The sequence below is a fragment of the Roseateles sp. genome (genome assembly GCF_044373315.1).
In the GTDB taxonomy this organism is placed as follows: domain Bacteria; phylum Pseudomonadota; class Gammaproteobacteria; order Burkholderiales; family Burkholderiaceae_C; genus JACDQM01.
Genome location: NZ_JBILQK010000054.1, coordinates 1 through 21012 on the forward strand (window position 1 = coordinate 1; position 21012 = coordinate 21012).

A 21012-nucleotide genomic window follows, 5' to 3' on the forward strand; every position below is an offset into this window, starting at 1 on the left:
TTCACGGCCTCGCAATGCTCGTCCGGCAGCGGCGGCTTGATCAGCCATTGCCCGTGCAGAAACAGTCCGAAGCCCTGCACCTGCAAGGGTTCAGCCGCCTCGCCCAGCGCCGTCTCCATCAGCTTCTGGAAATCACCGTCCTGCCGAAGACGCTCGGCGAAGCGGTTGCCCACGTCGCGCAGCTTCAGCGCGCGCGACGCCACCTCGACCTGCCGCAGCGAATCAATGCGCTGCGTCGTGGCTTCGGCGATCAACGCGCACAGATTGCGCGTCGAGCGCCGCAGCTGATTGGGTGGCACCTTTGGTTCGTTGTGGTGACAGGCAACCATGCCCAAAAGCTCACCATCCTTGAGCAGCGAGATGACCAGCGTGGCCCTGACGCCCATATTCTGCAGATAGCGGATGTGCATCGGCGACGGACAGCGCAGCAGCCCATGGCTCTGGTCAAGCATGGCGGCATCGGCCGTGGCCAGCAGCTGGGCCGGCTCGGCATCCACATCGGCAATGATGCGCAACAGGTTGATCTTGTAGAGCTCGCGCGCCTGAGGCGGGATGTCGGATGCAGGAAACCGCAGCCCGAGATAGCGCTCCGTGGTTTCGGCCGCATGGGACTCGGCGATCACTTCGCCGGACCAGTCGGGCAGGAAGCGGTAGATCATGACGCGCTGGTAGCCGGTCAGGCGACGCAACTCGGTGGCACAACCCTGCAGGAATGAATGGAGCGCATTAGGGCGTCTCAGTTCGGCCAGGCTGTCGATCAGCGCCTCGACGTTCGCCTCGTCAAGGCCGCCACGGCCAGACGAATCGCAGGGCATGGCTTCGAAGACGACTTCGCCGGCCACCCAATGCGCAACGAGCTCAAGGCCGGACACCCTGAGCAACTCCGGCCGGAACTGCAGATCCACGAGCTGCGGCGTTCCGGGCGTCACCTGCTGGATCGCCAGGCTGAATGCCCGCTCGCCGCCCTCGAACCACTCGGCGATTGGGCTGCCCAGCGCAGCGGCCGGATCAATGGCCAGGAACTGTGCGGTGTTCTGCGAGGCGCGCTCAAGCAGCCGGGTCGCAGCATCGCAAACCAGCACGAAGCCATAGCTCTGCACCCACTGCGTCAGATGGATCGCCTCCGTCGCACAGCTGGCGAGCGAGTCCGCATGGGAGCTGTCCTCGACAGCTGGGCTGATGATGTCCATAGGCGCGTCAGTCACCCGATGGATCCGGCTGGCGCACGCGTCTGGGCCGCTCGGTCCAAAGCAGACGGTGCGCAGGCTTCAAACCAGTCCAGTAGATAGCTGAAGGTCTTGACCGCACCTTGCACGGCGGCGTCAATGGCCTGCTCTTGCTGCAGGCTCTGATTCCAGCGCTCGAGCCACCTGGGCCAGGGCAGCGATGACTCGTCGGTGCTGGCAAAGAAGGCGGCCCCGCTTGCTGCATCCAGGCCAAGAACCTCATGCAGATGCCGGCCGATGAGCTTGGCGCCCAGCATCGAGCCGCGCAGCACGTAGTACACGCCGAGCAGTTCGGCGTCGGAGTCGATGTCGAAGAGCTGCACATGCCGCGCGGCGTGGCGTTGGCGCTCGGCCTCCATCAGCGTGCTGACCCCCAGGCAGGCGAGATCCTGCTCCGCCAGCTCCGCCCGAGGCCGCGGCGCCAACTCAGCCAGGCCCGGACTGCAGGCGGCTGTGGCAATGTGGGCCTCCAGCACGCGCCAGGCACCGCCCCATGCACTCAGCACCACGGCATACTGGCCCAGGGTGAGCCGGGGCGACATCAGCACTGCCGCGAGCGCGCTGGACTCCAAAATCTGGTGCAGCACGGTCGTTCGCTGCCGCATGGCCTGAACGGCTGACAGGGCGCTTGAACGGCTCTTGAAACTGCTGACTGGCTGACCCAACACACTGGCCTCCAGCTGGTTGAAAGCAACACTCATGCAGCAAGGCTATGGCCGATACGGCCAAACCCTTGTCAGGAATGTTTGACAAGCCATGCCGGGAGACCCTGGCACATGAGCCCACGGTCTCCCGCTCCGGCCCACCCCCCTGCACAATGAAATTTGGGGGCACTGTCCGTCGACAGGCCATTCGCCTAACGCTTGCCATCGTCGCCAAGGCGGCTGATTCCGCAAGCTCGCCAACCTAGCGGGCCAATCCATGAGCAATCTGAAAATCTCGACGCGACTGAAGCTGGGCTTCTCCGCAGTGATCGTGCTGTTTCTGTTCACGGCGGCCGCAACAGTCTGGCAGTTGGAGCGCGCCATCGAGGCCACCCTGCGCATGGAGCGCTCTTCGGCGTTGCTTCAGCTCGCCGGTTTCTGGCAGGGTGATGTGAGGCAGAACTCGGCGCGCTCGCTGGCAGTTGGCTTCTCAGAAGGGCCTGCCATGCTGGACTTCTTCAAGGAGGCCATGGCCAACACCTCCAAGCAAACCAGCGCCACTCAGAAGACCTTTCTGGAGAAGGCGATCGACCCCGCCTCCCGCGCACGGGCCGAGAAGGTGGGCGAGGTTCGCAAGAGCTGGCTGGCCGCCCGCGAGCAGGTCAACGCCCTGAAAGCCGCCGGGGATACCGAGGGTGCCCGTCGGCTGGTGCAGAGCAGCTTTGCGGCCATCACCGACACCTACATCCAGGTGACGCAAGACCTGGTGGACGGCGAGTCGGCCAATGTTCGCCGCGCTCAAGACGAAGTCGAGGCGCGCTTCCAGCAGCTGTACTACAAGTCCGCGCTGCTGCTGGCCTTGGGCGTTGCGCTGGCGGTCGTGATCAGCTGGCGCCTTTCAAGCAGCGTCGCCGGCAGGCTGGCCATCGCCTGCACCGCAGCCAGACGGATCGGCGATGGCGATCTCGGTGAGCAGCTGGAATCCGGCCAAGGCGATGAAATTGGAGAACTGCTGGGCACCTTGTCAGAAATGCAGACCAAGCTGTCCGCCGTGGTGAGCCAGGTTCGCCAGGGCTCGGAAAACGTGGCTACAGCCAGTACACAGATCGCCTCGGGCAACAACGACCTGTCTGCACGGACCGAGCAGCAGGCCAGCGCGCTGGAGCAGACCGCCGCTTCGATGGAGGAGCTTGGCGCCACCGTCAGGCACAACGCCGACAACGCGCGTCAGGCTGACCATCTGGCCCAGCATGCCCGGGGCGTGGCCATGCAAGGCGGCGAGGTCGTCTCCCAGGTCGTGAGCACGATGAAGGACATCAATGACAGCTCGCGGCGGATCAACGAAATCATCGGCGTGATCGATGGCATCGCGTTCCAGACCAATATCCTGGCGCTCAATGCCGCTGTCGAGGCCGCGCGCGCGGGCGAGCAAGGGCGTGGCTTCGCAGTCGTGGCATCGGAGGTCCGCTCGCTAGCGAGCCGCAGCGCCGAAGCAGCCAAGGAGATCAAGAGCCTCATCGGCGCCAGCGTGGACCGCGTCGAACGTGGCTCAGCCTTGGTGGACCAGGCAGGCAGCACGATGACCGACGTCGTGAATTCGATCCGGCGCGTGACCGACATCATGGCCGAGATCAGCGCCGCCAGTTCAGAGCAGAGCCAGGGCGTGGCCCAGGTCGGCGAGGCGGTGACCCAGTTGGATCGGACCACGCAGCAGAACGCTGCCTTGGTCGAGGAGTCAGCCGCCGCGGCCGAAAGCCTGAAGGCCCAGGCTCAGCAGCTGGTGCAAGCCGTCGCCGTCTTCCGCCTGTGATGGGGGGATCGGCAGGAACGCCTTGGCGTCGAAAGGCCCTTTGCAGCGCCGATGCGGCCTAGCGGCCATGCGGCCATTTGGCCTTGGTGGTGGGCGCCTTGACACCCTTGCCCTGAGCCACCCAGAGCTTGTAGGCGCTGGAGGTGAGCTCGCGCTTCATCAGCTGCACCAACTCGCCCTGGCCTAGGCCATGCTCCATCAGCACACGGTTATAGGGCGGACGATCCGCAAAGGCCGTCTGGATGACGCGCTGGATCTCGTCCGGGCTGAGGCGGGGAATGGTCTTGGCCATCAATGTCCTTCGAAGTCGACCAGGGTGAAGAGCTTGAGCCCGGCATCGCGAATCTTGGCAGAGCCGCCCAGCTCGGGCAGGTCGACGATGGACGCGCACTCGATCACCTCGGCGCCCAGCCGTTGCAGCAAGCGTGCGCCGGCCAGCATGGTGCCGCCGGTGGCCACCAGATCATCGATCAGCACGACGCGCTCGCCCGGCTTGACCGCATCAGTATGCATCTCCACCGTGGCGCTGCCGTACTCCAGCTCGTAGGTCTCCTCGACCGTGGTGTAGGGCAGCTTGCCCTTCTTGCGGATCGGGATGAAGCCGATATTGAGCTCATAGGCCAGCACCGAGCCGATGATGAAGCCGCGCGCGTCCAGGCCCGCGATGGCCGCCGGACGTTCATCGAAATAGCGGTGCACGAACTGGTCGATCAACACGCGGAACACGCGCGGGTTGGACAGCAGCGGCGTGATGTCGCGGAACTGCACACCCGGCGCCGGCCAGTCGGGCACAGTGCGGATGTGGCGTTTGATGTAGTCAGCGGCGAGTTCGGGCATGGCCCGGATTATCGGGCCATGCCTGCCGGCGCTGTGGGCGCTCAGGCGCCGCGCGTGATCGGCATCTGCACCTGGTCAGCCGGCAGCTTCATGTGGCGCGCCAGCTCCAGCTTGGCCAGCGAGTTGCGGTGCACCTCGTCCGGGCCGTCGGCCAGGCGCAGCGTGCGCTGCATGGCCCACATATAGGCCAGCGGCGTGTCGTCGGAGACACCAGCGCCGCCATAGACCTGAATGGCCCAGTCGATGATCTTGAGCGCCATGTTCGGTGCAACGATCTTGATCATCGCGATCTCGGCCTTGGCGACCTTGTTGCCCACCGTGTCCATCATGTAGGCAGCCTTGAGCGTCAGCAGGCGCGCCTGCTCGATGCTGCAGCGCGCCTCGGCGATGCGCTCCTGCGTGACGGTCTGCTGCGCGATGGTCTTGCCGAAGGCGGTGCGGGCGATAGCGCGCTGGCACAGCAGTTCCAGCGCCCGCTCGGCCGCGCCGATGGAGCGCATGCAGTGGTGGATACGGCCCGGCCCCAGACGGCCTTGCGCGATCTCGAAGCCGCGGCCCTCGCCCAGCAGCAGGCTGCTGACCGGCACGCGCACATTCTTCAGCTCGACCTCCATATGGCCGTGCGGCGCATCGTCGTAGCCGAACACGCTCAGAGGGCGGATCACGCGGATGCCCGGCGTGTTGGCCGGCACCAGGATCATGGACTGCTGCTCGTGGCGGCCGGCCTCGAGGTCGGTCTTGCCCATCACGATGTAGATCTGGCAGCGCGGATCACCCGCACCCGAGGACCACCACTTGCGGCCGTTGATCACATACTCGTCGCCCTCGCGGGTGATGGAGCATTCGATATTGGTGGCGTCGCTGGAGGCCACGGCCGGCTCGGTCATCAGGAAGGCCGAGCGGATTTCACCCTTCAGCAGCGGCTCCAGCCACTGGTCCTTCTGCGCCTCGCTGCCGTAGCGCTCGATGGTCTCCATATTGCCGGTGTCGGGCGCGGAGCAGTTGAACACCTCGGCCGCCCAGGGCACGCGGCCCATGATTTCGCAGAGCGGCGCATATTCCAGGTTGGACAGGCCTTCCGGCGCACGCGGCGAGCGCGGCAGGAACAGATTCCACAGCCCGGCGGCGCGCGCCTTGGGCTTGAGTTCCTCGATCAGCTTGGTGGGGATCCAGGCATTGCCGGCGCGGCGGTTGGTCTCGATCTCTTCGATGAAGCGGCGCTCGTTCGGATAGATGTGCGCGTCGAAGAAGGCCAGCAGGCGCTCGCGCATGTCCTGCACCTTGGGGCTGTAATCGAAGTTCATGCTCACGGCACGCTCCTTGGCTGGGTGTGAATCAAGTGTGGCGCAATCCGCCAGGCGTCGCTGTCACGAAGGCAGCATCCCGGTGCGAAACAGCAGCTTGAGGCGGGTCGACCTGGCTGGCCGAGCGCTCGGCAGCCGCGATCAAGCAGCCCGACACTTCCGGCTGGCACAGCCAGCGCGGAATCCGGTGGCTGACAAAGGGACACAGCCAGGCTCCGGCTGCCCGCGCAATCATGACTATGATGGGTCGCTAACTTATTCGATGTGTGGAAAACGCCCCCTCGATCAGGAGCCTCCATGAACTCTTCACCTATGGTCAAGCGACTCGCCGTCGGACTCGCCGCGCTGATAGCCGGTGTCTCGACGGCGGGCACTCAGACGGGTCTGGTCACCGAAATTGCTGTGCGCGCGTCCGATGGCCTTGTGACCTTCAAGCTCAGCAACAGCGCCGGATACACCCGGCCCGCCTGCGCGAGCCAGACAAGCTACTGGATCATCCGGGATGAAAACTCTGAAGCGGGCAAGCGCCAGCTCGCCTTGCTGATGATGGCGCGTGCCGAGAAGCTGCCGATCACCGTGGCGGGCTCGGGCACCTGCATGCGTTGGCCAGATGGCGAGGACGTCAACACGCTGATCGTGCAGTGATCCGCCTGGGAGGCCCCGGGTGGTGGCGCACTCTCCATCCTGAAGCTTGCCGTCGTCACGGCCTGCATGCGAATGGGGGGCGGGCTGAGCAATTCCCTCTCGGGCGGCAGTGCCCGCCTGCCCCAGCTCAAGCCCGCAGCAGCTTCTCTTCCGCCAGCGCCAGCGCCTCGGGCAGGCCGGACAGCACCAGCGTGTCGCCGCCGGCCAGCAGCAGTTCATCGTGGGCGTCCACCACCGAGCCGTTGGCGCGCCGCAGCGAGACCACGCCGACGCCGGTGGCGTGCAAGGCCAGATCGCCCAGGCGCTCGCCCGCGAAGGGGCTGGCTTGCGGCAGGCCGACCGAGCGCAGGCGTTCCTGCTGGCGCTCCTCGGCCGTGTCGTCGTCGGCCCCGTGGAAGTAGCCGCGCAAGAGGCCGTAGCGGGCATCGCGGGCATCGCGGGTCAGGCGGATCACGCGGCGCATCGGCACGCCTACCAGCGCCAGCGCATGGCTGGCCAGCATCAGCGAGCCTTCGATGGCCTCGGGCACCACCTCGGTGGCGCCGGCGGCGCGCAGGCGCTCCAGATCGCTGTCGTCGATGGTGCGCACCACCACCGGCACCTGGGCCGCATGCGAGCGCACCAGTTGCAGGATCTTCAGCGCTGACGGCGTGTCGTGATAGGTCACCACCACCGCGCTGGCGCGAGCCAGGCCGGCGGCCATCAGGCTTTGCAGGCGCGCGGCGTCGCCAAACACCACGCTCTGGCCGGCGGCGGCGGCCTGGCGCACGCGGTCGGGGTCCAGGTCCAGCGCCATATAGGGAATCTGCTCCTTTTCGAGCATGCGTGCCAGGTTCTGGCCGCTGCGGCCATAGCCGCAGATGATCACGTGCGCTTCCGCCTTGATGGACTTCTTTGCGATGCTGGTCAGCTGCACCGACTGCAGCATCCAGTCATTGGCCGAGAGCTTCATCACGATCCTGTTGGCATACATGAAGAGCACCGGCGTGGCGAGCATCGACAACACCATGCTGGCCAGCACCGGGCTGACCCATTGCGGCGCGATCAGCTGCTGCTGCGCACCCAGCGTCAGCAGCACGAAGCCGAACTCACCGGCCTGCGCCAGATAAAGACCGGTGCGCAGCGACACGCCGGTGGGCGCCTTGAACAGCCGGGTCAGGCCGGCGATCAGCACGAACTTGGCGAGGATGGGCAGCAGCGTCAGCACCAGCACCAGCGGCCACTGCTCCAGCACCGGGCGCCAGTCCAGCTTCATGCCGATGGTGATGAAGAACAGGCCCAGCAGCACGTCGTGGAAGGGCCGGATGTCGGTCTCCACCTGGTGCTTGTACTCGGTCTCGGCGATGAGGATGCCGGCCACAAAGGCGCCCAGCGCGAGCGAGAGCCCGGCGTGCTCGGTCAGCCACGCCAGGCCCAGCGTCACCAGCAGCAGGTTGAGCATGAAGAGCTCATCGCTCTTGCGGCGCGCCACCAGCGTGAGCCACCACCGCATCAGCTTCTGCCCGCCCCAGAACAGCAGGCCCAGCAGCACAAGCGCCTTCACACCGGCCCAGGCCAGCGACTGCGCCATCGTCTGCGCGTCGCTGTCCAGCGCCGGAATCAGCACCAGCAGCGGCACCACCGCCAGATCCTGGAAGATCAGCACCGCGACAACACGCCGGCCGTGCTCGCTCTCCAGCTCAAGCCGCTCGGCCATCAGCTTGACGACGATGGCGGTGGAACTCATCGCCATCGCCGCCCCCAGCACCAGCGCACCCTGCCAGGACAGTTCCCAGCGGCTGCCAAAGAAGTCGAACGCCCAGACCAGAAGGAAGTGACCGGCCAGGGTGCCGGCAATCGTGATCGTCACTTGCAGCAGGCCCAGGCCGAACACCAGGTTGCGCATGCTGCGCAGCTTGGGCAGGTTGAACTCCAGCCCGATGACGAACATCAGGAAGACCACGCCGAATTCAGCCAGGTAGCGGATGCTGGCGGTGTCATTAGCCAGCGCCAGCGCATTCGGCCCGATCAGCACCCCCACAGCCAGATAGCCAAGCATGGCCGGCAGCTTGAGCATGCGGCAGATCACCACACCGGCGACGGCGGCGACGAGATAGAGCAGGGCCAGATCCAGCGATGTCATGGGCCGATGTTATAGGCCTCTCAAGCACCCTATGCGCAAGGCGCATGGGCACATGTGCACTCGGCTTTGGAAAGCGCTGGCGCACAGGGCTCGCTTCGCGATACCGTTCGCGCCACCAAAAAATTTTCTGGAGCACACAATGCCCAACCTGTCCTTCGTCTCGCCGACTCGCAACAGCCCCTGGGGAACCTACCTGTCCCAGATCGACGCCGTTGAACCCTACCTCGGTCATCTGGCACGCTGGGTCGAGACGCTGCGCCGACCCAAGCGCGCGCTGATCGTCGACATCCCCATCGAGCTGGACAACGGCACCATCGCCCACTTCGAGGGCTATCGCGTGCAGCACAGCCTGACGCGCGGCCCCGGCAAGGGCGGTGTGCGCTACCACCCGGACGTGACGCTGGAAGAAGTGATGGCGCTGTCGGCCTGGATGACGATCAAGAACGCCGCGGTGAACCTGCCCTACGGCGGCGCCAAGGGCGGCATCCGTGTCGATCCCAAGCAGCTGTCGCTCAAGGAGCTGGAGAAGATGACCCGCCGCTACACCAGCGAGATCGGCATCATCATCGGCCCGCAGCAGGACATCCCGGCACCGGACGTGAACACCAATGGCCAGATCATGGCCTGGATGATGGACACCTACTCGATGAACACCGGCGCCACCGCGACCGGCGTCGTCACCGGCAAGCCGATCCCGCTGGGCGGTTCGCTGGGCCGTGTGGCCGCCACCGGCCGCGGCGTGTTCGTGATCGGCCGTGAAGCGATGCGCCGCCTGAACATCCCGATGGAAGGTGCGCGCGTGGCGGTGCAGGGTTTCGGCAACGTCGGCTCGATCGCCGCCAAGCTGTTCGCCGCCAACGGCGCCCGCATCGTAGCGGTCCAGGACCACACCGGCACCATCCTGAACGAGAAGGGCGTCGACATGCAGGATCTGCTCGACCACGTGGCCAAGACCGGCGGCGTGGGCGGCTTCAAGGGTGCCGACCGCATCGACAACGAGAACTTCTGGGACGTCAAGACCGATGTGCTGATCCCCGCGGCCCTGGAAGGCCAGATCACGGCCGAGCGCGCCCAGCGCATCTCCACCCGCCTGGTGCTGGAAGGCGCCAACGGCCCGACCACGCCGGACGGCGACCAGGTGCTGGCCGACCGCGGCATCATCGTCGTGCCCGATGTGATCGCCAATTCAGGCGGCGTAACGGTGTCCTACTTCGAATGGGTGCAGGACTTCTCCAGCTTCTTCTGGACCGAGGACGAGATCAACGTCCGCCTGGACAAGATCATCACCGGTGCCTTCAAGGGCATCTGGGAGACCTCGGAACAGCACCGCATCCCGCTGCGCACCGCCGCCTTCGTCGTGGCCTGCACACGGGTGCTGGAAGCGCGCGAAGAGCGCGGGCTCTATCCCTGATCGCTGAGCCGGCTCAGTGGCCGGCCGGCTCGCAGACTCGCTCAGCCAACTGCCGGGCGAGCACGCGCAGCTCCGGCACGGCCGTGGCTTCCCAGTACTCGGCCTTCAGCAAGGGGCCGATATAGAACAGCCCGGCCTGCGGCTGGGCCGTCGCATCCAGCAGGCGCAGGTGGCCGTCGACCCGCAGCCCCAGCCCGAGCGGGCAGGGCAGCAGGCGCCCCTGCTGCTGCAGCTGCCACAGCAGTGGCGAGCTGCGCGCATCGATGCGCGAACCTGGCCCGGAACAATTGATCACGCGCTGCGCGTTGAAGACCTGCAGCGCGCCGCCGCCACGCGGCCGCCAGTGCAGGCGCAGCGCGCCTTCGGCACGGAGCTCGACGGACTGCAAGCGCCCGGCACCCCGCTGCAGCTGGGCGCTGTGCTGCATGGCCTCCAACTGAGCGATGGCCGAAGGCGCGGCGCGGTGGCGATGCACGTCCCAGTAGACCTGCAGATGGCGCAGGAAGCGCGCCCGATCGCTCAGCGACAGCTGTTGCCACAGCGCCGGCGTATGGGCTCGCAAGGCGCCGAACACATCGCGCCATTCGCAGCCGGCCGCGGCAGCCGCGCGCAACTCCGCACGCAGGCGGCGCACGCGCTGACGCAGGCTCAGCCCGGGCGCCAGCAAGGCCGGGCTCAGGACCCAGTCGGGCGGCGGAAGTTCGTTGGTGCGGTGGCCGAGCGGCGCCAGGCCGCGCCGCGACAGCGCCAGCACCACCCCGCGATGGCCGCGCTGCCGCAGCGACAGCAGCACATCCAGCATGGTCAGGCCGCTGCCGATCAAGGCCACGCTGGCATCGGCCGGCAGGTCGTCCAAGGCCCGCGCATCCCAAGGATCATTGGCATACAGCGGGGCTGGCAAATCGGCCAGCGCGGGCAGCGGCGGGCTGGGCGCGAAATGCCCCAGCGCCAGCACCACCCGATCAAAGTCCGCGGTGCCCGCGCTGCCGTCGGCGCCTTCACGCCAGACCAGCTGCTGCCGACCATCGGCCAGCGGCTGCAGGCGCTCGACCCTGGCGATGCAGGTGTTCAGCTGCACCTGCGGACGATCCAGCGCGGCCTGCTCCAGACAATGCTGCAGGTACTGCCCGTACAGGCGGCGCGAGACGAAATCGGCGCCTGCGGCACGCTCCCCTTGGGCTTGCAGCCAGGACAGAAAGTGCTGCGGATCCTCCGGATACAGGCTCATGCGCGCCGCCGGCACGTTCAGCGCGTGCTCCTGCGACTGGGTGCCGTAAGCCAGGCCGCGCGCCCAGGCGCCGGAAGCATTGAACAGCGTCAACGTGCTGCCAGCGGGCAGCCGCTTCAGCAGCTGGCAGGCCACCGCCACGCCGCTGAACCCGGTTCCCACGATCGCCACCTGCATCTGCCACGCTCCCTTGCTGTCGGCCAGACCTTGTGCGTCTCATCTGTCCGCCCTGGCGCCGCGCATTCTAGAGACCGGGGCCTTGACCAGTCATCTGGGCCTGGCCCGCTACACTGCCCGCATGAGTCAAGAAGTCCAGCAATTCGATGCCGCGCGAGCGGTCGAAATGGCCCGCCGCGCGCTGCAGATCGAGGCCGATGCGCTGAGCGCCATGTCGCCCAGGCTGGGTGATGACTTCGCCAGCACGGTGAAGGCCGTGCTGGCCTGCAGCGGCCGCGTGGCCGTGATGGGCATGGGCAAGAGCGGCCATGTCGGCCGCAAGATCGCCGCCACTTTGGCCTCCACCGGCACGCCGGCGCTGTTCGTGCACCCGGCCGAGGCCAGCCACGGCGATCTGGGCATGGTGACCGCCAAGGACGTCGTGCTCGCCTTGTCCAACTCAGGCGAGAGCGACGAGCTCAATGCCGTGCTGCCGGTGCTCAAGCGCCTGGGCGTCACCATCATCGCGATGACGGGCAAGGCCGGCTCCAGCCTGGCGCGCCATGCCCATCTGGTGCTGGACAGCGGCGTAGCCCAGGAAGCCTGCCCCTTGAACCTGGCGCCCACCGCCAGCACGACAGCGCAGATGGCGCTGGGTGATGCGCTGGCCGTGGCGCTGCTGGATGCACGCGGCTTCAAGCCCGAGGATTTCGCCCGCTCGCACCCCGGCGGCGCTTTGGGCCGCAAACTGCTGACCCATGTCCGTGATCTGATGCGCAGCGGCGACGCTTTGCCGCGCGTGGCGCCGCAGGCCAGCTTCAGCGAGATGTTGCGCGAGATGGCGGCCAAGGGACTGGGCGCCGCCGTGGTGGTCGACAGCGAAGACCGCGTGCAAGGCATCTTCACCGACGGCGACCTGCGCCGCCTGATCGAGCGCGGCCAGGATCTGCGCGAATTGAAAGCCGGCGATGTGGCCTCGCCCAAGCCCCGCACGGTGGCGGGGGATGCGCTCGCGGTTGACGCCGCCGACGTGATGGAAGAAGCCCGGATCACGCTGGTGCTGGTCACTGACGAACAGCACAAGCTGCTGGGCGCGATCAGCATCAACGACCTGATGCGAGCGAAGGTGATCTGATGCAGGCCCTGAACCCCGCGCTGCGCTTTCCGGCCGAGTTGTTGATCAAGGCCCAGGGACCCGGCCTCGCCCTGAAGGCGGCGATCTTCGATGTGGACGGGGTGCTGACCGATGGCCGCATCTACATCGGTGAGCAGGGCGAGAGCTTCAAAGCCTTCTCGACGCTGGACGGCCATGGCCTGAAGCTGCTGGACCAGGGCGGCATCACCCCCATCATCATCACCGGCCGCGATTCACCGGCGGTGCGACGTCGCGTCGCCGATCTGGGCCTGCAGCATGCCGTCTACGGTGCCAAGGACAAGCTCGCCGTGGCCCAGCCACTGCTGGACCAGCTCGGCCTGGCCTGGCACGAGGTGGCTGCCATGGGCGATGACTGGCCCGATCTGCCGCTGATGACACGGGCCGGCTTTGCCTGCGCACCGGCGCAAGCCCATGCCGAAGTCAAGGCAGTGGCCCACCACGTCACCAGCGCGCCGGGAGGACATGGCGCGGCACGCGAATGCTGCGATCTGCTGTTGATCGCGGCCGGTCGCTATGCCGAACTGTTAAACGGCCACCTCGACACCCTGGACGGAAGCGGCCGCTGATGCAAACCCTGGCTCCGCCCACGGCTCCGGCGCAACGCAGGCTGCCTCGCTCGTGGCTGTGGCGTGCGCAGTCGCTGCTGTCAGCCTACCTGCCGCTGTTGCTGATGGCACTGCTGGCGGCCGGCAGCTGGTGGCTGGTGAAAAACACGCCCGTGCAGGAAGGGCCGACCGAGCCGGTGCCGCCACGGCACCAGCCGGACTACCTGATGCAGGGCTTCGAGCTGCAACGATTCGACCGCGAAGGCGTCTTGCGCTTTCGCATCGAGGGTCGCGAGATGCGCCATTACCCCGACACCGACACCATGGAGATCGATGGCGTTCGCTTGCGTGGGCTGGGCACCGACGGTGCAGTGACCGAAGCCACCGCGCTGCGTGCGCTCTCCAATGCCGACGGCAGCGAGCTGCAGCTGCTCGGCGAGGTCCGCGTGCGCCGAATGGAGCCGGGTCAGGACAAGGGGCCCTCGACCGTTGCGCAGCTGGAGATCGAAGGCGAGTTCCTGCACGCCTTCCTGAATCGTGAACTGCTGCGTTCGCACCTGCCAGTCAAGCTGCGCTACAGCGGCGGCGAGGTTCGCGCTCAAGGCATCGAGTACGACCATTTGCGCGGCCAGCTGCGGTTCACCGGGCAGAGCAAGGCCCGCTTCGAGCCGCGCCGCACACCGCAGGACCGCTGAAGTGACAGCCCCGCTCGTCTACATCACCGGCGCCTCCAGCGGCATCGGTCAGGCGCTGGCCTTGCACTACTACCGGATGGGCTGGCGACTGGCCCTGGTGGCGCGCCGCAGCACCGAACTGCAGGCCTGGGCCGAGGCGCAAGGCCTCAGCGCCGACCGCTATGCCGTTCACACCGGCGATGTGTGCGACATCGACGCTATCACCGCCGCCGGCCGCGCCTGCATCGCCGCGCAAGGACTGCCCGATGTGGTGATCGCCAATGCCGGCATCAGCATCGGCATGGATACGGCCATCATTGAGGACCTTGAGGTGATGCGCCGCATCTACGCAACCAACAACATCGGACTGGCCGCCACCTTCCAGCCCTTCATCGCTGCCATGCGCCAGCGCGGCAGCGGCGCGCTGGTGGGCATCGCCAGCGTGGCCGGCATCCGCGGCCTGCCGGGCCATGCCGCCTACTGCTCCAGCAAGGCCGCGGTCATCAGCTATTGCGAGAGCCTGCGTGGCGAGTGCCGTTCGGACGGCATCCGCGTCGTAACCCTGCTGCCGGGCTATATCGATACGCCGCTGACGCGGCAGAACCGCTACCGCATGCCCTTCCTGATGCAGCCCGGAGACTTTGCAGCCCGGGCGTTCGCCGCGATCGAAGCCGGCGCCAGCTATCGCGTCATCCCCTGGCAGATGGGCGTGGTCGCCAAGCTGATGCGCGCACTGCCCAACGCTTGGTTCGACCGCCTCCTGGCAGGTCGGCCGCGCAAGCATCGACAAGGCGAGTAGCTGCGCGGGGCTTCGGGCGGTGCCCGGTGCGAGCGGGCAGCAATCCAGAAGTGCAAAAGGCGCCCGAGGGCGCCTTCTGTCTTGCATTCACCAACCCTTGTCATCCAAGGGCCGGTGATCCGGTCTGTGCTGGGCTGGGTTTAGTAGCCGCCGCCACCCGAACGGCCGCCGCCGTAGCCACCGCCACCGCCGGAACGGCCACCGCCGCCACCGCCGTAGCCGCCACCGCCGGAACGGCCACCGCCGCCACCGCCGTAGCCACCACCACCGCCGCCGCCGTAGCCACCACCGCCGCCGCCGCCGTAGCCGCCGCCGCCAGAGCGACCGCCGCCGCCGAAGCCGCCGCCGCCGGAACGGCCACCGCCGCCGCCGAAGCCGCCCGGACGCTCTTCACGAGGACGGGCCTCGTTGACAACGATCGCGCGGCCTTCCAGCGCTTGACCATTCATGCCGTTGATGGCGGCTTGCGCCTCGGCATCCGAACCCATTTCCACGAAGCCGAAGCCCTTGGAACGACCGGTGTCGCGGTCCATCATGACCTTTGCAGAAGTCACAGTGCCGAACTGGCCGAATGCTTCTTGCAACGACTCGTCACGCACGCTATAGGCCAGATTGCCTACGTAAAGCTTGTTTCCCATGAGGAAGCCCTTTCAATACCAAAAAACCATGTGGAGCTTCTCCATCGTGAACCATTCAAGCGAAGGTGCGGCTGCCAGACACAGGTAAACGATTATGGTGGATCGGTCCAGAGCTGCGCAAAGCGGCACAGGCAACTGTTGTTTTTCAGCTCCTCGTGGAAACCCGCAATCGTGCTGCCTGAGGCAGCCGTCCGGGCGGCGCGCCGCTGACTATGATCGCGGCCCATGACCACACCCCCGCGCATCGTCAGCCTGGTGCCCTCACTGACAGAGCTGCTGGTGGCGCTAGGTCTGGCGCCGTATCTGGTGGGGCGGACCGGTTTCTGCATTCATCCCGCCGATGCGGTGCGCGCCGTCCCCAAGATCGGGGGCACCAAGGACGTGAATCTGGCCAAGCTGCGCCGGCTAGCGCCGACCCATGTGCTGGTCAACGTGGACGAGAACCGGCTCGACACCGTCGACGCGATCCGCGAGTTCGTGCCTCATGTGCTGGTGACACATCCCATAGCGCCCGAGGACAACTTCGAACTGCTGCAGCAGATGGTCAACGCTTTCGCTGATGCCCTGCCCGGGGTGCGCGAGAGTGCAGCCCGACTCGCGAGCGAGCTGAAGATCTCACTGGCCGGCTGCGCGGCCCGACCATGGCCAGAGCAACGGGTGCTGTACCTGATCTGGCGCGAACCCTGGATGACGGTGGCGCGCGACACCTACATCGCACGCATGCTGGAGCAGGTCGGCTGGCGCAGCTGGCCAGCGGTGGAAGGCGGCAGCACAGGCGCGGCGCGCTATCCGGTGCTGCAAGGCGATGAGCCCTGGCTCGCCCACATCGACCAGGTCCTGCTCAGCTCGGAGCCCTATCGCTTCACCCAGCAGCACCTGCCACTGGCCCAGGCGCTGTGCCCGCAAGCGCGAGTTCGCCTGGTCGATGGCGAATTGCTCAGCTGGTATGGGCCGCGCGCTGCCCGGGGTCTGGACTATCTGCGCGGGCTGGCTGAGGCATAGTTGCCCCAATACTCAAGGGCCGCCCACTGCGGCAGCATCTGACGATGGATCTCTACAAACCCCTGGTCGCCCTACTGGCCATCGTCAACCCGATCGGCGTTGTGCCCTTCTTCATCCACTTCACTCAGACCTTCAGCAAGGCGCAGCGCAAGCACACGATCCTGGTCAGCGCCTTCACGGCCTTCGTCGTGATCGCGATCAGCGCATTGGCTGGCCTGAAGGTGATCGAGTTCTTCGGCATCTCGCTGGCCAGCTTCCAGGTCGGGGGTGGCACGCTGCTGCTGATCAGCTCGCTGCAGATGCTCAATGCCCAGCCCGCGGAGGGCCGCAAGGAAGACGTCTCCGAAGGCTCGGACAAAGTCAACGCCGGAGCCAGCATCGCGGTGGTGCCGCTGACCATTCCCTTGCTCACCGGCCCGGCCACGATCTCCACCATGGTGATCTATGCCGAGAAGACCCGGCACTGGTGGGAGCTGGGCGTGCTGGTGGGCTATGGTGTCGTCGTCGCCTTCGTGACCTACGCCGTGTTCACGGCTTCAGGCCGGATTGCCCGGGTGCTGGGCCAGACCGGCATCAACATCATGACGCGGCTGATGGGCCTGATCCTGGCCGCGCTCGCGGTCGAGTTGCTGGCCGACGGACTCACCAAGCTCTTCCCTGTGCTGGCCTCGCATCTGGCGCGCTGATTCCGCATCCATGTACGACTACATCATCGTCGGTGCCGGCACCGCAGGCAGCCTGCTGGCCAATCGGCTCAGCGCAGATCCGCGCAAGCATGTGCTGCTGCTGGAGGCCGGTGGTCACGACGACTACCACTGGATCCACATTCCTGTCGGCTACCTCCACTGCATAGGTAATCCGCGCACCGACTGGCTCTACCAGACCGAGCCCGACGCCGGGCTGAACGGCCGCAGCCTGCGCTATCCGCGCGGCAAGGTGCTGGGCGGCTGCTCCAGCATCAACGGCATGATTTATATGCGCGGCCAGTCGCGCGACTACGAGGCCTGGGCCGATGCCACCGGCGAGGACGCTTGGCGCTGGGATCAGGTGCTGCCCTTCTTCAAGCAGCATGAGAACCACTGGCGGCTTGACGCTACCACCGGCGTCAGTGACGCCTTCAAGGCTCTGCATGGCCATGGCGGTGAATGGCGGGTCGAGAAGCAGCGCCTGTCCTGGGGCATCCTGGATGCCTTTGCGCAAGCGGCCCAGCAGGCCGGCATTCCAGCCACCGAGGATTTCAACGGCGGCAACAACGAGGGCGTGGGCTATTTCGAGGTCAACCAGCGCAAGGGTTGGCGTTGGAACACGGCCAAAGCCTTTCTTCGGCCGACCTGCTTCGGCCGACCCAACTTCGAACTCTGGACCGGCGCTCAGGTTCAGCGCTTGGTGCTGAACCGTGCCGACGGGCAGCTGCACTGCGGCGGCGTCATGGTGAGGACGCCAAGCGGCCCGCAGACCGCGCTGTTGAATCCGGGCGGCGAGGTGCTGCTGGCGGCAGGCGCCATCGGCTCGCCGCAACTGTTGCAGCTGTCTGGCATCGGTCCTTCCGAGCTGCTGCAGCAGCATGGTGTCGAGGTGAAGCAAGATCTGCCTGGCGTCGGCGCCAATCTGCAGGACCATCTGCAGATCCGCGCGGTGTTCAAGGTGCAGGGGGCCAAGACACTCAATACGCTGGCCAGCAGCCTGTGGGGCAAGGCGAAGATCGGCCTCGAGTACGCCCTCAAGCGCAGCGGCCCGATGAGCATGGCGCCGTCACAGCTAGGCGCATTCACGCGCAGCACACCGGACAAGGCGTGGCCCGACCTGCAGTACCACGTGCAGCCGCTGTCGCTGGACGCCTTTGGCCAGCCGCTGCATGACTTCAATGCCATCACCGCCAGCGTCTGCAATCTGAACCCCAGCAGCCGCGGCAGCGTGCAGATCCGCTCGGCCGACCCTGACCAGGCGCCCGCCATCGCGCCCAACTACCTCAGCACCGAGGAAGACCGCCGCATCGCCGCCGACAGCCTGCGGCTGACGCGGCGCATCGTCGCGCAGCCGGCACTTGCGGCTTACCAGCCCGAGGAATACAAGCCGGGTCCGCAATACCAGAGCGACGAGGAACTGGCACGCCTGGCCGGCGATATCGCCACCACCATCTTCCACCCGGTGGGCAGCTGCAAGATGGGGCGTGACGATGACCCGACGGCGGTCGTCGACGCGCATCTGCGCGTGCGCGGCGTGACTGGCCTGCGGGTGATCGACGCCAGCGTGATGCCCAGCATCACCAGCGGCAACACCAATTCGCCGACGCTGATGATTGCCGAGCGCGCCGCCGCCTGGATCAAGGCCGGCAGCTAGCCGCCGGCCGGCTCATGGCGCTCAGGCCGCGAAGCGCTCTTCCAGATAGGCCAGCAAGGTGCGGATGGTCTGCGCCTCGCCGCCGATCGGGCGACCGGGGCGTGCCGTGTCGTTCCAGGCGAACAGGTCGATGTGCAGCCAGTCCTGGTTCTCGGGCACGAAGTACTCGAGGAACAGCGCCGCGTTGATCGCGCCAGCCAGCGCGCTCTTGCCCGTGTTGACGATGTCACCGATGGTGCTTTCGATGCCGGCCTTGTAGGGCGCCCACAGCGGCATGTGCCACAGCGGATCGTCCAGCTTCATGCCAAGGTCGACCAGGTCGCGCGCCGTATCGTGGTGCTTGGCGAACAGAGCCGGCAGCTGCGCACCCAGGGCCACACGTGCCGCGCCTGTCAGCGTGGCCAGGTCGATGATCAGCTCGGGCTTGCTCTCGCTGGCATAGGCCAGTGCGTCGCTCAGCACCACGCGGCCTTCGGCGTCAGTGTTGCCGATCTCGATGTGCAGGCCCTTGCGGGTCTTGATCACGTCGCCGGGACGATAGGCATTGCCCGCGATCGAGTTCTCGACTGCAGGAATCAGCAGCTGCAGGCGCACCGGCAGCTTCAAGGCCATCACCAGCGTCGCCAGGCCGAGCGCATTGGCCGCGCCGCCCATGTCCTTCTTCATCTGGCGCATGCCCTCGGCGCCCTTGATGTCCAGGCCCCCGGTATCGAAGCAGACCCCCTTGCCGACGATGGACAGCAGCGGATCCTTGGGCTTGCCCCAGCTCAACTCGATCAGCCGCGGCGCCCGCGTGCTGGCGCGGCCCACCGCATGGATGGCGGGGAAATTCTGCTTCAACAGCGCATCGCCGACGATCTGCTTGAAGCTGGCGCCATGCTGCTTGGCCACCATCTGCACAGCCTTGGCCAGAGCTTCCGGGCCCATGTGCTCGGCCGGTGTATTGACCAGATCGCGGGTGGCGGCCATGGCCGTGGCCTGCGCCAGACCGCGCTGAGCCGCCGGGCTGGGCGTCAGCAGCAGTTCGGCCGGCGGGCGCTTGCGCGGCTTGTACAGATCGAACTGGTAGGCGCCCAGCTCCCAGGACAGTGCGGCAGCTTCCGCGTCGACAGCCAGTCCGTCATCGGCCAGGTGATAGCGCCCCTCGGGCAGCGCCTGCGGCAGTGCCGACAGAGCGAAAGGATGGCTCACATGCGCCACACCCGCGAAGACCTGGCCGAGCTTGCCGTCAGCTGCCGGCACCAGCGCATGGCTGTCCGGCGCGCCGTTGAAACCCACCGCGGCCAGCCAGTGACGGGTCGGGGCAGGCAGCTTCGGTGCGAGCGCCTGGAACGCCTGACGGTCGACCACGGTGATCGCGACGCTGGCGGTGGACGAGAAATTCTTGAGTTGCACGGTCATGGCAGATATGAACGATGACGGGTTGAAGCCCCCATTGTCGCTGGCGGTGTAGATTTCCGGGTATCGACTGGAGGTGCCGACATGGGCGACAAACGCATGGCTTGGCTGGCGGGCTTGTTGGTCGGTGCGAACATGACGTGCACAGAAGCCTTGGCCGGTCGGCCGCTCATCACAGAAGATGCCGGCGTGCTGGAAGCACGCGACTGCGAGTGGGAAAGTGCAGCCGTCCGGACCACCACGCGCGGCCAGCCACGGGTCAGCGATCAGGCCACGCAGATCGGCTGCGGCATCGGCTTCAACAGCCAGATCGCCCTGGCCGCCGGACGCAGCCGCAGTGACGGCATCAGCGCGCGCAGCCTGAGCCTGACCGGCAAGACCGGCCTGCATGACGGGGACGCCGGGCAGGGCACGGCCCTCACACTGGCCTGGGGCGTGCTGGGCAACCAGTCGCCGGGCGCCAGCCTCAGGCACGAGCTGAGTTTTCTGAACCTGGTGGCCAGTCGGCCCTTGCCGGCGGGCTTCACCGGTCACGCCAACCTGGGGCTGACCCACAGTCGGGCGGAGCGGTCCAGCCGGGCCAACTGGAACCTGGCCCTGGAGTGGAGCCAGCAGCCCGGCTTGGAGTGGATGGCCGAAGTCTATGGCGTCGAACGCGAGAAGCCCTGGCTGGGACTGGGCTGGCGCTGGGCCGCAGGCAAGGACTGGAACCTGAACGCCTCCTGGGCCCAACAGCAGCAGACGCCGCGGGTGAAGCTCTTGAGCCTGGGCCTCAAGCTGGCGTTCTGATTCGCAAGCGCCGCGGGTGCAAAAAGTTTTCTCAGGCCTGTCAACCCGGTCCCCTGAGCCCGCGTTGTCTGCTCAATCGCGTCGCTTCAATCGGCGCCAGATTGTGAAAAGGCCAGAACGCCATGAAGTCTCAGCATCACACCGAATCGCAGCCCCGCCGCATGCCGGCGCCCGAGTGGCAGCTCGACAAGGGCCGCAAGCACGAAGCCTTCGAAACCACCCCGCTGGGTTGCGACCGCCGCAGCCAAGCCCGCGCCATCCGCTTCGATCGCAAGCGCTGATTGACTT

The 21012-nt window shown here is 66.7% G+C and carries 21 protein-coding genes; 12 read left to right on the forward strand and 9 right to left on the reverse strand.

All coding sequences use genetic code 11. From position 1 onward, the window contains the following. The coding region (locus ACIQ67_RS12945; RefSeq protein WP_397534785.1) for a GAF domain-containing protein at positions 1 to 1205 on the reverse strand (1205 nt) is incomplete at its 3' end. After that, positions 1202 to 1927 carry a biliverdin-producing heme oxygenase gene (locus ACIQ67_RS12950; RefSeq protein WP_397534786.1) on the reverse strand — a complete coding sequence of 242 codons (726 nt, stop codon included), beginning with the start codon at positions 1925 to 1927 and terminating at the stop codon, positions 1202 to 1204. The genes ACIQ67_RS12950 and ACIQ67_RS12945, both read right to left, overlap by 4 nt. A 220-nt stretch (positions 1928 to 2147) precedes the next feature. On the opposite strand from ACIQ67_RS12950, the gene ACIQ67_RS12955 reads away from it, so the two are divergent. Then, the gene (locus ACIQ67_RS12955) at positions 2148 to 3680 is read left to right on the forward strand and encodes a methyl-accepting chemotaxis protein (protein ID WP_397534787.1); all 1533 of its coding nucleotides are present in this window, start codon (positions 2148 to 2150) and stop codon (positions 3678 to 3680) included. Positions 3681 to 3738: 58 nt separating this feature from the next. On the opposite strand, the gene ACIQ67_RS12960 is transcribed toward ACIQ67_RS12955, so the two are convergent. From ACIQ67_RS12960 to ACIQ67_RS12970, 3 genes are read right to left on the reverse strand one after another with little or no spacing between them, the layout of a single operon-like run. Beyond that, complete coding sequence (locus ACIQ67_RS12960; protein ID WP_397534788.1) at positions 3739 to 3972, reverse strand: DUF2805 domain-containing protein; 234 nt, start codon at positions 3970 to 3972, stop codon at positions 3739 to 3741. Next, positions 3972 to 4517 (reverse strand): adenine phosphoribosyltransferase, encoded by a 546-nt coding sequence (locus tag ACIQ67_RS12965; RefSeq protein ID WP_397534789.1) that lies wholly within the window; start codon positions 4515 to 4517, stop codon positions 3972 to 3974. The genes ACIQ67_RS12960 and ACIQ67_RS12965 overlap by 1 nt, the downstream gene beginning before the upstream one ends. A gap of 41 nt (positions 4518 to 4558) precedes the next feature. Continuing rightward, a complete protein-coding gene (locus tag ACIQ67_RS12970) occupies positions 4559 to 5821 on the reverse strand; it encodes an acyl-CoA dehydrogenase family protein (protein WP_397534810.1) in 1263 nt (420 codons plus the stop codon). 312 nt (positions 5822 to 6133) lie between these two features. On the opposite strand from ACIQ67_RS12970, the gene ACIQ67_RS12975 reads away from it, so the two are divergent. Next, on the forward strand, positions 6134 to 6466 hold the full coding sequence (locus ACIQ67_RS12975) for a hypothetical protein (protein WP_397534790.1): 333 nt from the start codon (positions 6134 to 6136) through the stop codon (positions 6464 to 6466). Positions 6467 to 6593: 127 nt separating this feature from the next. On the opposite strand, the gene ACIQ67_RS12980 is transcribed toward ACIQ67_RS12975, so the two are convergent. Next, the gene (locus ACIQ67_RS12980; protein ID WP_397534791.1) at positions 6594 to 8588 is read right to left on the reverse strand and encodes a cation:proton antiporter; all 1995 of its coding nucleotides are present in this window, start codon (positions 8586 to 8588) and stop codon (positions 6594 to 6596) included. A gap of 139 nt (positions 8589 to 8727) precedes the next feature. On the opposite strand from ACIQ67_RS12980, the gene ACIQ67_RS12985 reads away from it, so the two are divergent. Beyond that, positions 8728 to 9999 (forward strand): Glu/Leu/Phe/Val dehydrogenase, encoded by a 1272-nt coding sequence (locus ACIQ67_RS12985; protein ID WP_397534792.1) that lies wholly within the window; start codon positions 8728 to 8730, stop codon positions 9997 to 9999. A gap of 13 nt (positions 10000 to 10012) precedes the next feature. Here ACIQ67_RS12985 and ACIQ67_RS12990 read toward each other — a convergent pair whose 3' ends face one another. Beyond that, the gene (locus tag ACIQ67_RS12990; protein WP_397534793.1) at positions 10013 to 11404 is read right to left on the reverse strand and encodes an FAD/NAD(P)-binding protein; all 1392 of its coding nucleotides are present in this window, start codon (positions 11402 to 11404) and stop codon (positions 10013 to 10015) included. Positions 11405 to 11525: 121 nt separating this feature from the next. Here ACIQ67_RS12990 and ACIQ67_RS12995 point away from each other — a divergent pair, with 121 nt between their 5' ends. Genes ACIQ67_RS12995 through ACIQ67_RS13010 form a run of 4 tightly spaced genes read left to right on the forward strand, consistent with a single transcriptional unit; the run spans position 11526 to position 14557 of the window. Beyond that, complete coding sequence (locus ACIQ67_RS12995; RefSeq protein WP_397534794.1) at positions 11526 to 12518, forward strand: SIS domain-containing protein; 993 nt, start codon at positions 11526 to 11528, stop codon at positions 12516 to 12518. After that, positions 12518 to 13105 carry a KdsC family phosphatase gene (locus tag ACIQ67_RS13000; protein WP_397534795.1) on the forward strand — a complete coding sequence of 196 codons (588 nt, stop codon included), beginning with the start codon at positions 12518 to 12520 and terminating at the stop codon, positions 13103 to 13105. The genes ACIQ67_RS12995 and ACIQ67_RS13000 overlap by 1 nt, the downstream gene beginning before the upstream one ends. Beyond that, positions 13105 to 13779: an LPS export ABC transporter periplasmic protein LptC gene (gene lptC, locus ACIQ67_RS13005; protein WP_397534796.1), complete on the forward strand. Its 675-nt coding sequence runs from the start codon at positions 13105 to 13107 to the stop codon at positions 13777 to 13779. Before ACIQ67_RS13000 ends, lptC begins: the two co-directional genes overlap by 1 nt. Position 13780: 1 nt before the next feature. After that, positions 13781 to 14557, forward strand: a complete 777-nt coding sequence (locus tag ACIQ67_RS13010; protein WP_397534797.1) for an SDR family oxidoreductase — start codon at positions 13781 to 13783, stop codon at positions 14555 to 14557. A 140-nt stretch (positions 14558 to 14697) separates the two neighbouring features. Here the strand turns inward: ACIQ67_RS13010 and ACIQ67_RS13015 are convergent, their stop codons facing one another. Then, entirely contained in the window at positions 14698 to 15195 is a 498-nt protein-coding gene (locus ACIQ67_RS13015; protein WP_397534798.1) for an RNA recognition motif domain-containing protein, read from the reverse strand. A 225-nt stretch (positions 15196 to 15420) separates the two neighbouring features. On the opposite strand from ACIQ67_RS13015, the gene ACIQ67_RS13020 reads away from it, so the two are divergent. The 3 genes from ACIQ67_RS13020 to ACIQ67_RS13030 are packed head-to-tail and all read left to right on the forward strand — an operon-like array spanning position 15421 to position 18537. Then, on the forward strand, positions 15421 to 16197 hold the full coding sequence (locus ACIQ67_RS13020) for a helical backbone metal receptor (protein WP_397534799.1): 777 nt from the start codon (positions 15421 to 15423) through the stop codon (positions 16195 to 16197). Between the two features lie 44 nt (positions 16198 to 16241). Then, positions 16242 to 16883 carry a MarC family protein gene (locus ACIQ67_RS13025; RefSeq protein WP_397534800.1) on the forward strand — a complete coding sequence of 214 codons (642 nt, stop codon included), beginning with the start codon at positions 16242 to 16244 and terminating at the stop codon, positions 16881 to 16883. 10 nt (positions 16884 to 16893) lie between these two features. Beyond that, positions 16894 to 18537 (forward strand): GMC family oxidoreductase, encoded by a 1644-nt coding sequence (locus tag ACIQ67_RS13030; protein WP_397534801.1) that lies wholly within the window; start codon positions 16894 to 16896, stop codon positions 18535 to 18537. 21 nt (positions 18538 to 18558) lie between these two features. On the opposite strand, the gene ACIQ67_RS13035 is transcribed toward ACIQ67_RS13030, so the two are convergent. Further along, positions 18559 to 19938: a leucyl aminopeptidase family protein gene (locus tag ACIQ67_RS13035; RefSeq protein ID WP_397534802.1), complete on the reverse strand. Its 1380-nt coding sequence runs from the start codon at positions 19936 to 19938 to the stop codon at positions 18559 to 18561. 81 nt (positions 19939 to 20019) lie between these two features. Here ACIQ67_RS13035 and ACIQ67_RS13040 point away from each other — a divergent pair, with 81 nt between their 5' ends. Both ACIQ67_RS13040 and ACIQ67_RS13045 read left to right on the forward strand, forming a co-directional pair. After that, complete coding sequence (locus ACIQ67_RS13040; protein WP_397534803.1) at positions 20020 to 20724, forward strand: hypothetical protein; 705 nt, start codon at positions 20020 to 20022, stop codon at positions 20722 to 20724. A 122-nt stretch (positions 20725 to 20846) separates the two neighbouring features. After that, on the forward strand, positions 20847 to 21005 hold the full coding sequence (locus ACIQ67_RS13045; protein ID WP_397534804.1) for a hypothetical protein: 159 nt from the start codon (positions 20847 to 20849) through the stop codon (positions 21003 to 21005). The last annotated feature ends 7 nt before the right edge of the window (positions 21006 to 21012 follow it).

Coding starts and splice junctions, on each gene's coding strand:
- ACIQ67_RS13015 (WP_397534798.1), bottom strand. CDS start 15,195: ATGGGAAACAAGCTTTACGTAGGCAATCTGGCCTATAGCGTGCGTGAC.
- ACIQ67_RS12995 (WP_397534794.1), top strand. CDS start 11,526: ATGAGTCAAGAAGTCCAGCAATTCGATGCCGCGCGAGCGGTCGAAATG.
- ACIQ67_RS13000 (WP_397534795.1), top strand. CDS start 12,518: ATGCAGGCCCTGAACCCCGCGCTGCGCTTTCCGGCCGAGTTGTTGATC.
- lptC (WP_397534796.1), top strand. CDS start 13,105: ATGCAAACCCTGGCTCCGCCCACGGCTCCGGCGCAACGCAGGCTGCCT.
- ACIQ67_RS12990 (WP_397534793.1), bottom strand. CDS start 11,404: ATGCAGGTGGCGATCGTGGGAACCGGGTTCAGCGGCGTGGCGGTGGCC.
- ACIQ67_RS13045 (WP_397534804.1), top strand. CDS start 20,847: ATGAAGTCTCAGCATCACACCGAATCGCAGCCCCGCCGCATGCCGGCG.
- ACIQ67_RS13035 (WP_397534802.1), bottom strand. CDS start 19,938: ATGACCGTGCAACTCAAGAATTTCTCGTCCACCGCCAGCGTCGCGATC.
- ACIQ67_RS12955 (WP_397534787.1), top strand. CDS start 2,148: ATGAGCAATCTGAAAATCTCGACGCGACTGAAGCTGGGCTTCTCCGCA.
- ACIQ67_RS12975 (WP_397534790.1), top strand. CDS start 6,134: ATGGTCAAGCGACTCGCCGTCGGACTCGCCGCGCTGATAGCCGGTGTC.
- ACIQ67_RS13020 (WP_397534799.1), top strand. CDS start 15,421: ATGACCACACCCCCGCGCATCGTCAGCCTGGTGCCCTCACTGACAGAG.
- ACIQ67_RS12960 (WP_397534788.1), bottom strand. CDS start 3,972: ATGGCCAAGACCATTCCCCGCCTCAGCCCGGACGAGATCCAGCGCGTC.
- ACIQ67_RS13030 (WP_397534801.1), top strand. CDS start 16,894: ATGTACGACTACATCATCGTCGGTGCCGGCACCGCAGGCAGCCTGCTG.
- ACIQ67_RS12985 (WP_397534792.1), top strand. CDS start 8,728: ATGCCCAACCTGTCCTTCGTCTCGCCGACTCGCAACAGCCCCTGGGGA.
- ACIQ67_RS12970 (WP_397534810.1), bottom strand. CDS start 5,821: ATGAACTTCGATTACAGCCCCAAGGTGCAGGACATGCGCGAGCGCCTG.
- ACIQ67_RS12950 (WP_397534786.1), bottom strand. CDS start 1,927: ATGAGTGTTGCTTTCAACCAGCTGGAGGCCAGTGTGTTGGGTCAGCCA.
- ACIQ67_RS12980 (WP_397534791.1), bottom strand. CDS start 8,588: ATGACATCGCTGGATCTGGCCCTGCTCTATCTCGTCGCCGCCGTCGCC.
- ACIQ67_RS13040 (WP_397534803.1), top strand. CDS start 20,020: ATGGGCGACAAACGCATGGCTTGGCTGGCGGGCTTGTTGGTCGGTGCG.
- ACIQ67_RS12965 (WP_397534789.1), bottom strand. CDS start 4,517: ATGCCCGAACTCGCCGCTGACTACATCAAACGCCACATCCGCACTGTG.
- ACIQ67_RS13025 (WP_397534800.1), top strand. CDS start 16,242: ATGGATCTCTACAAACCCCTGGTCGCCCTACTGGCCATCGTCAACCCG.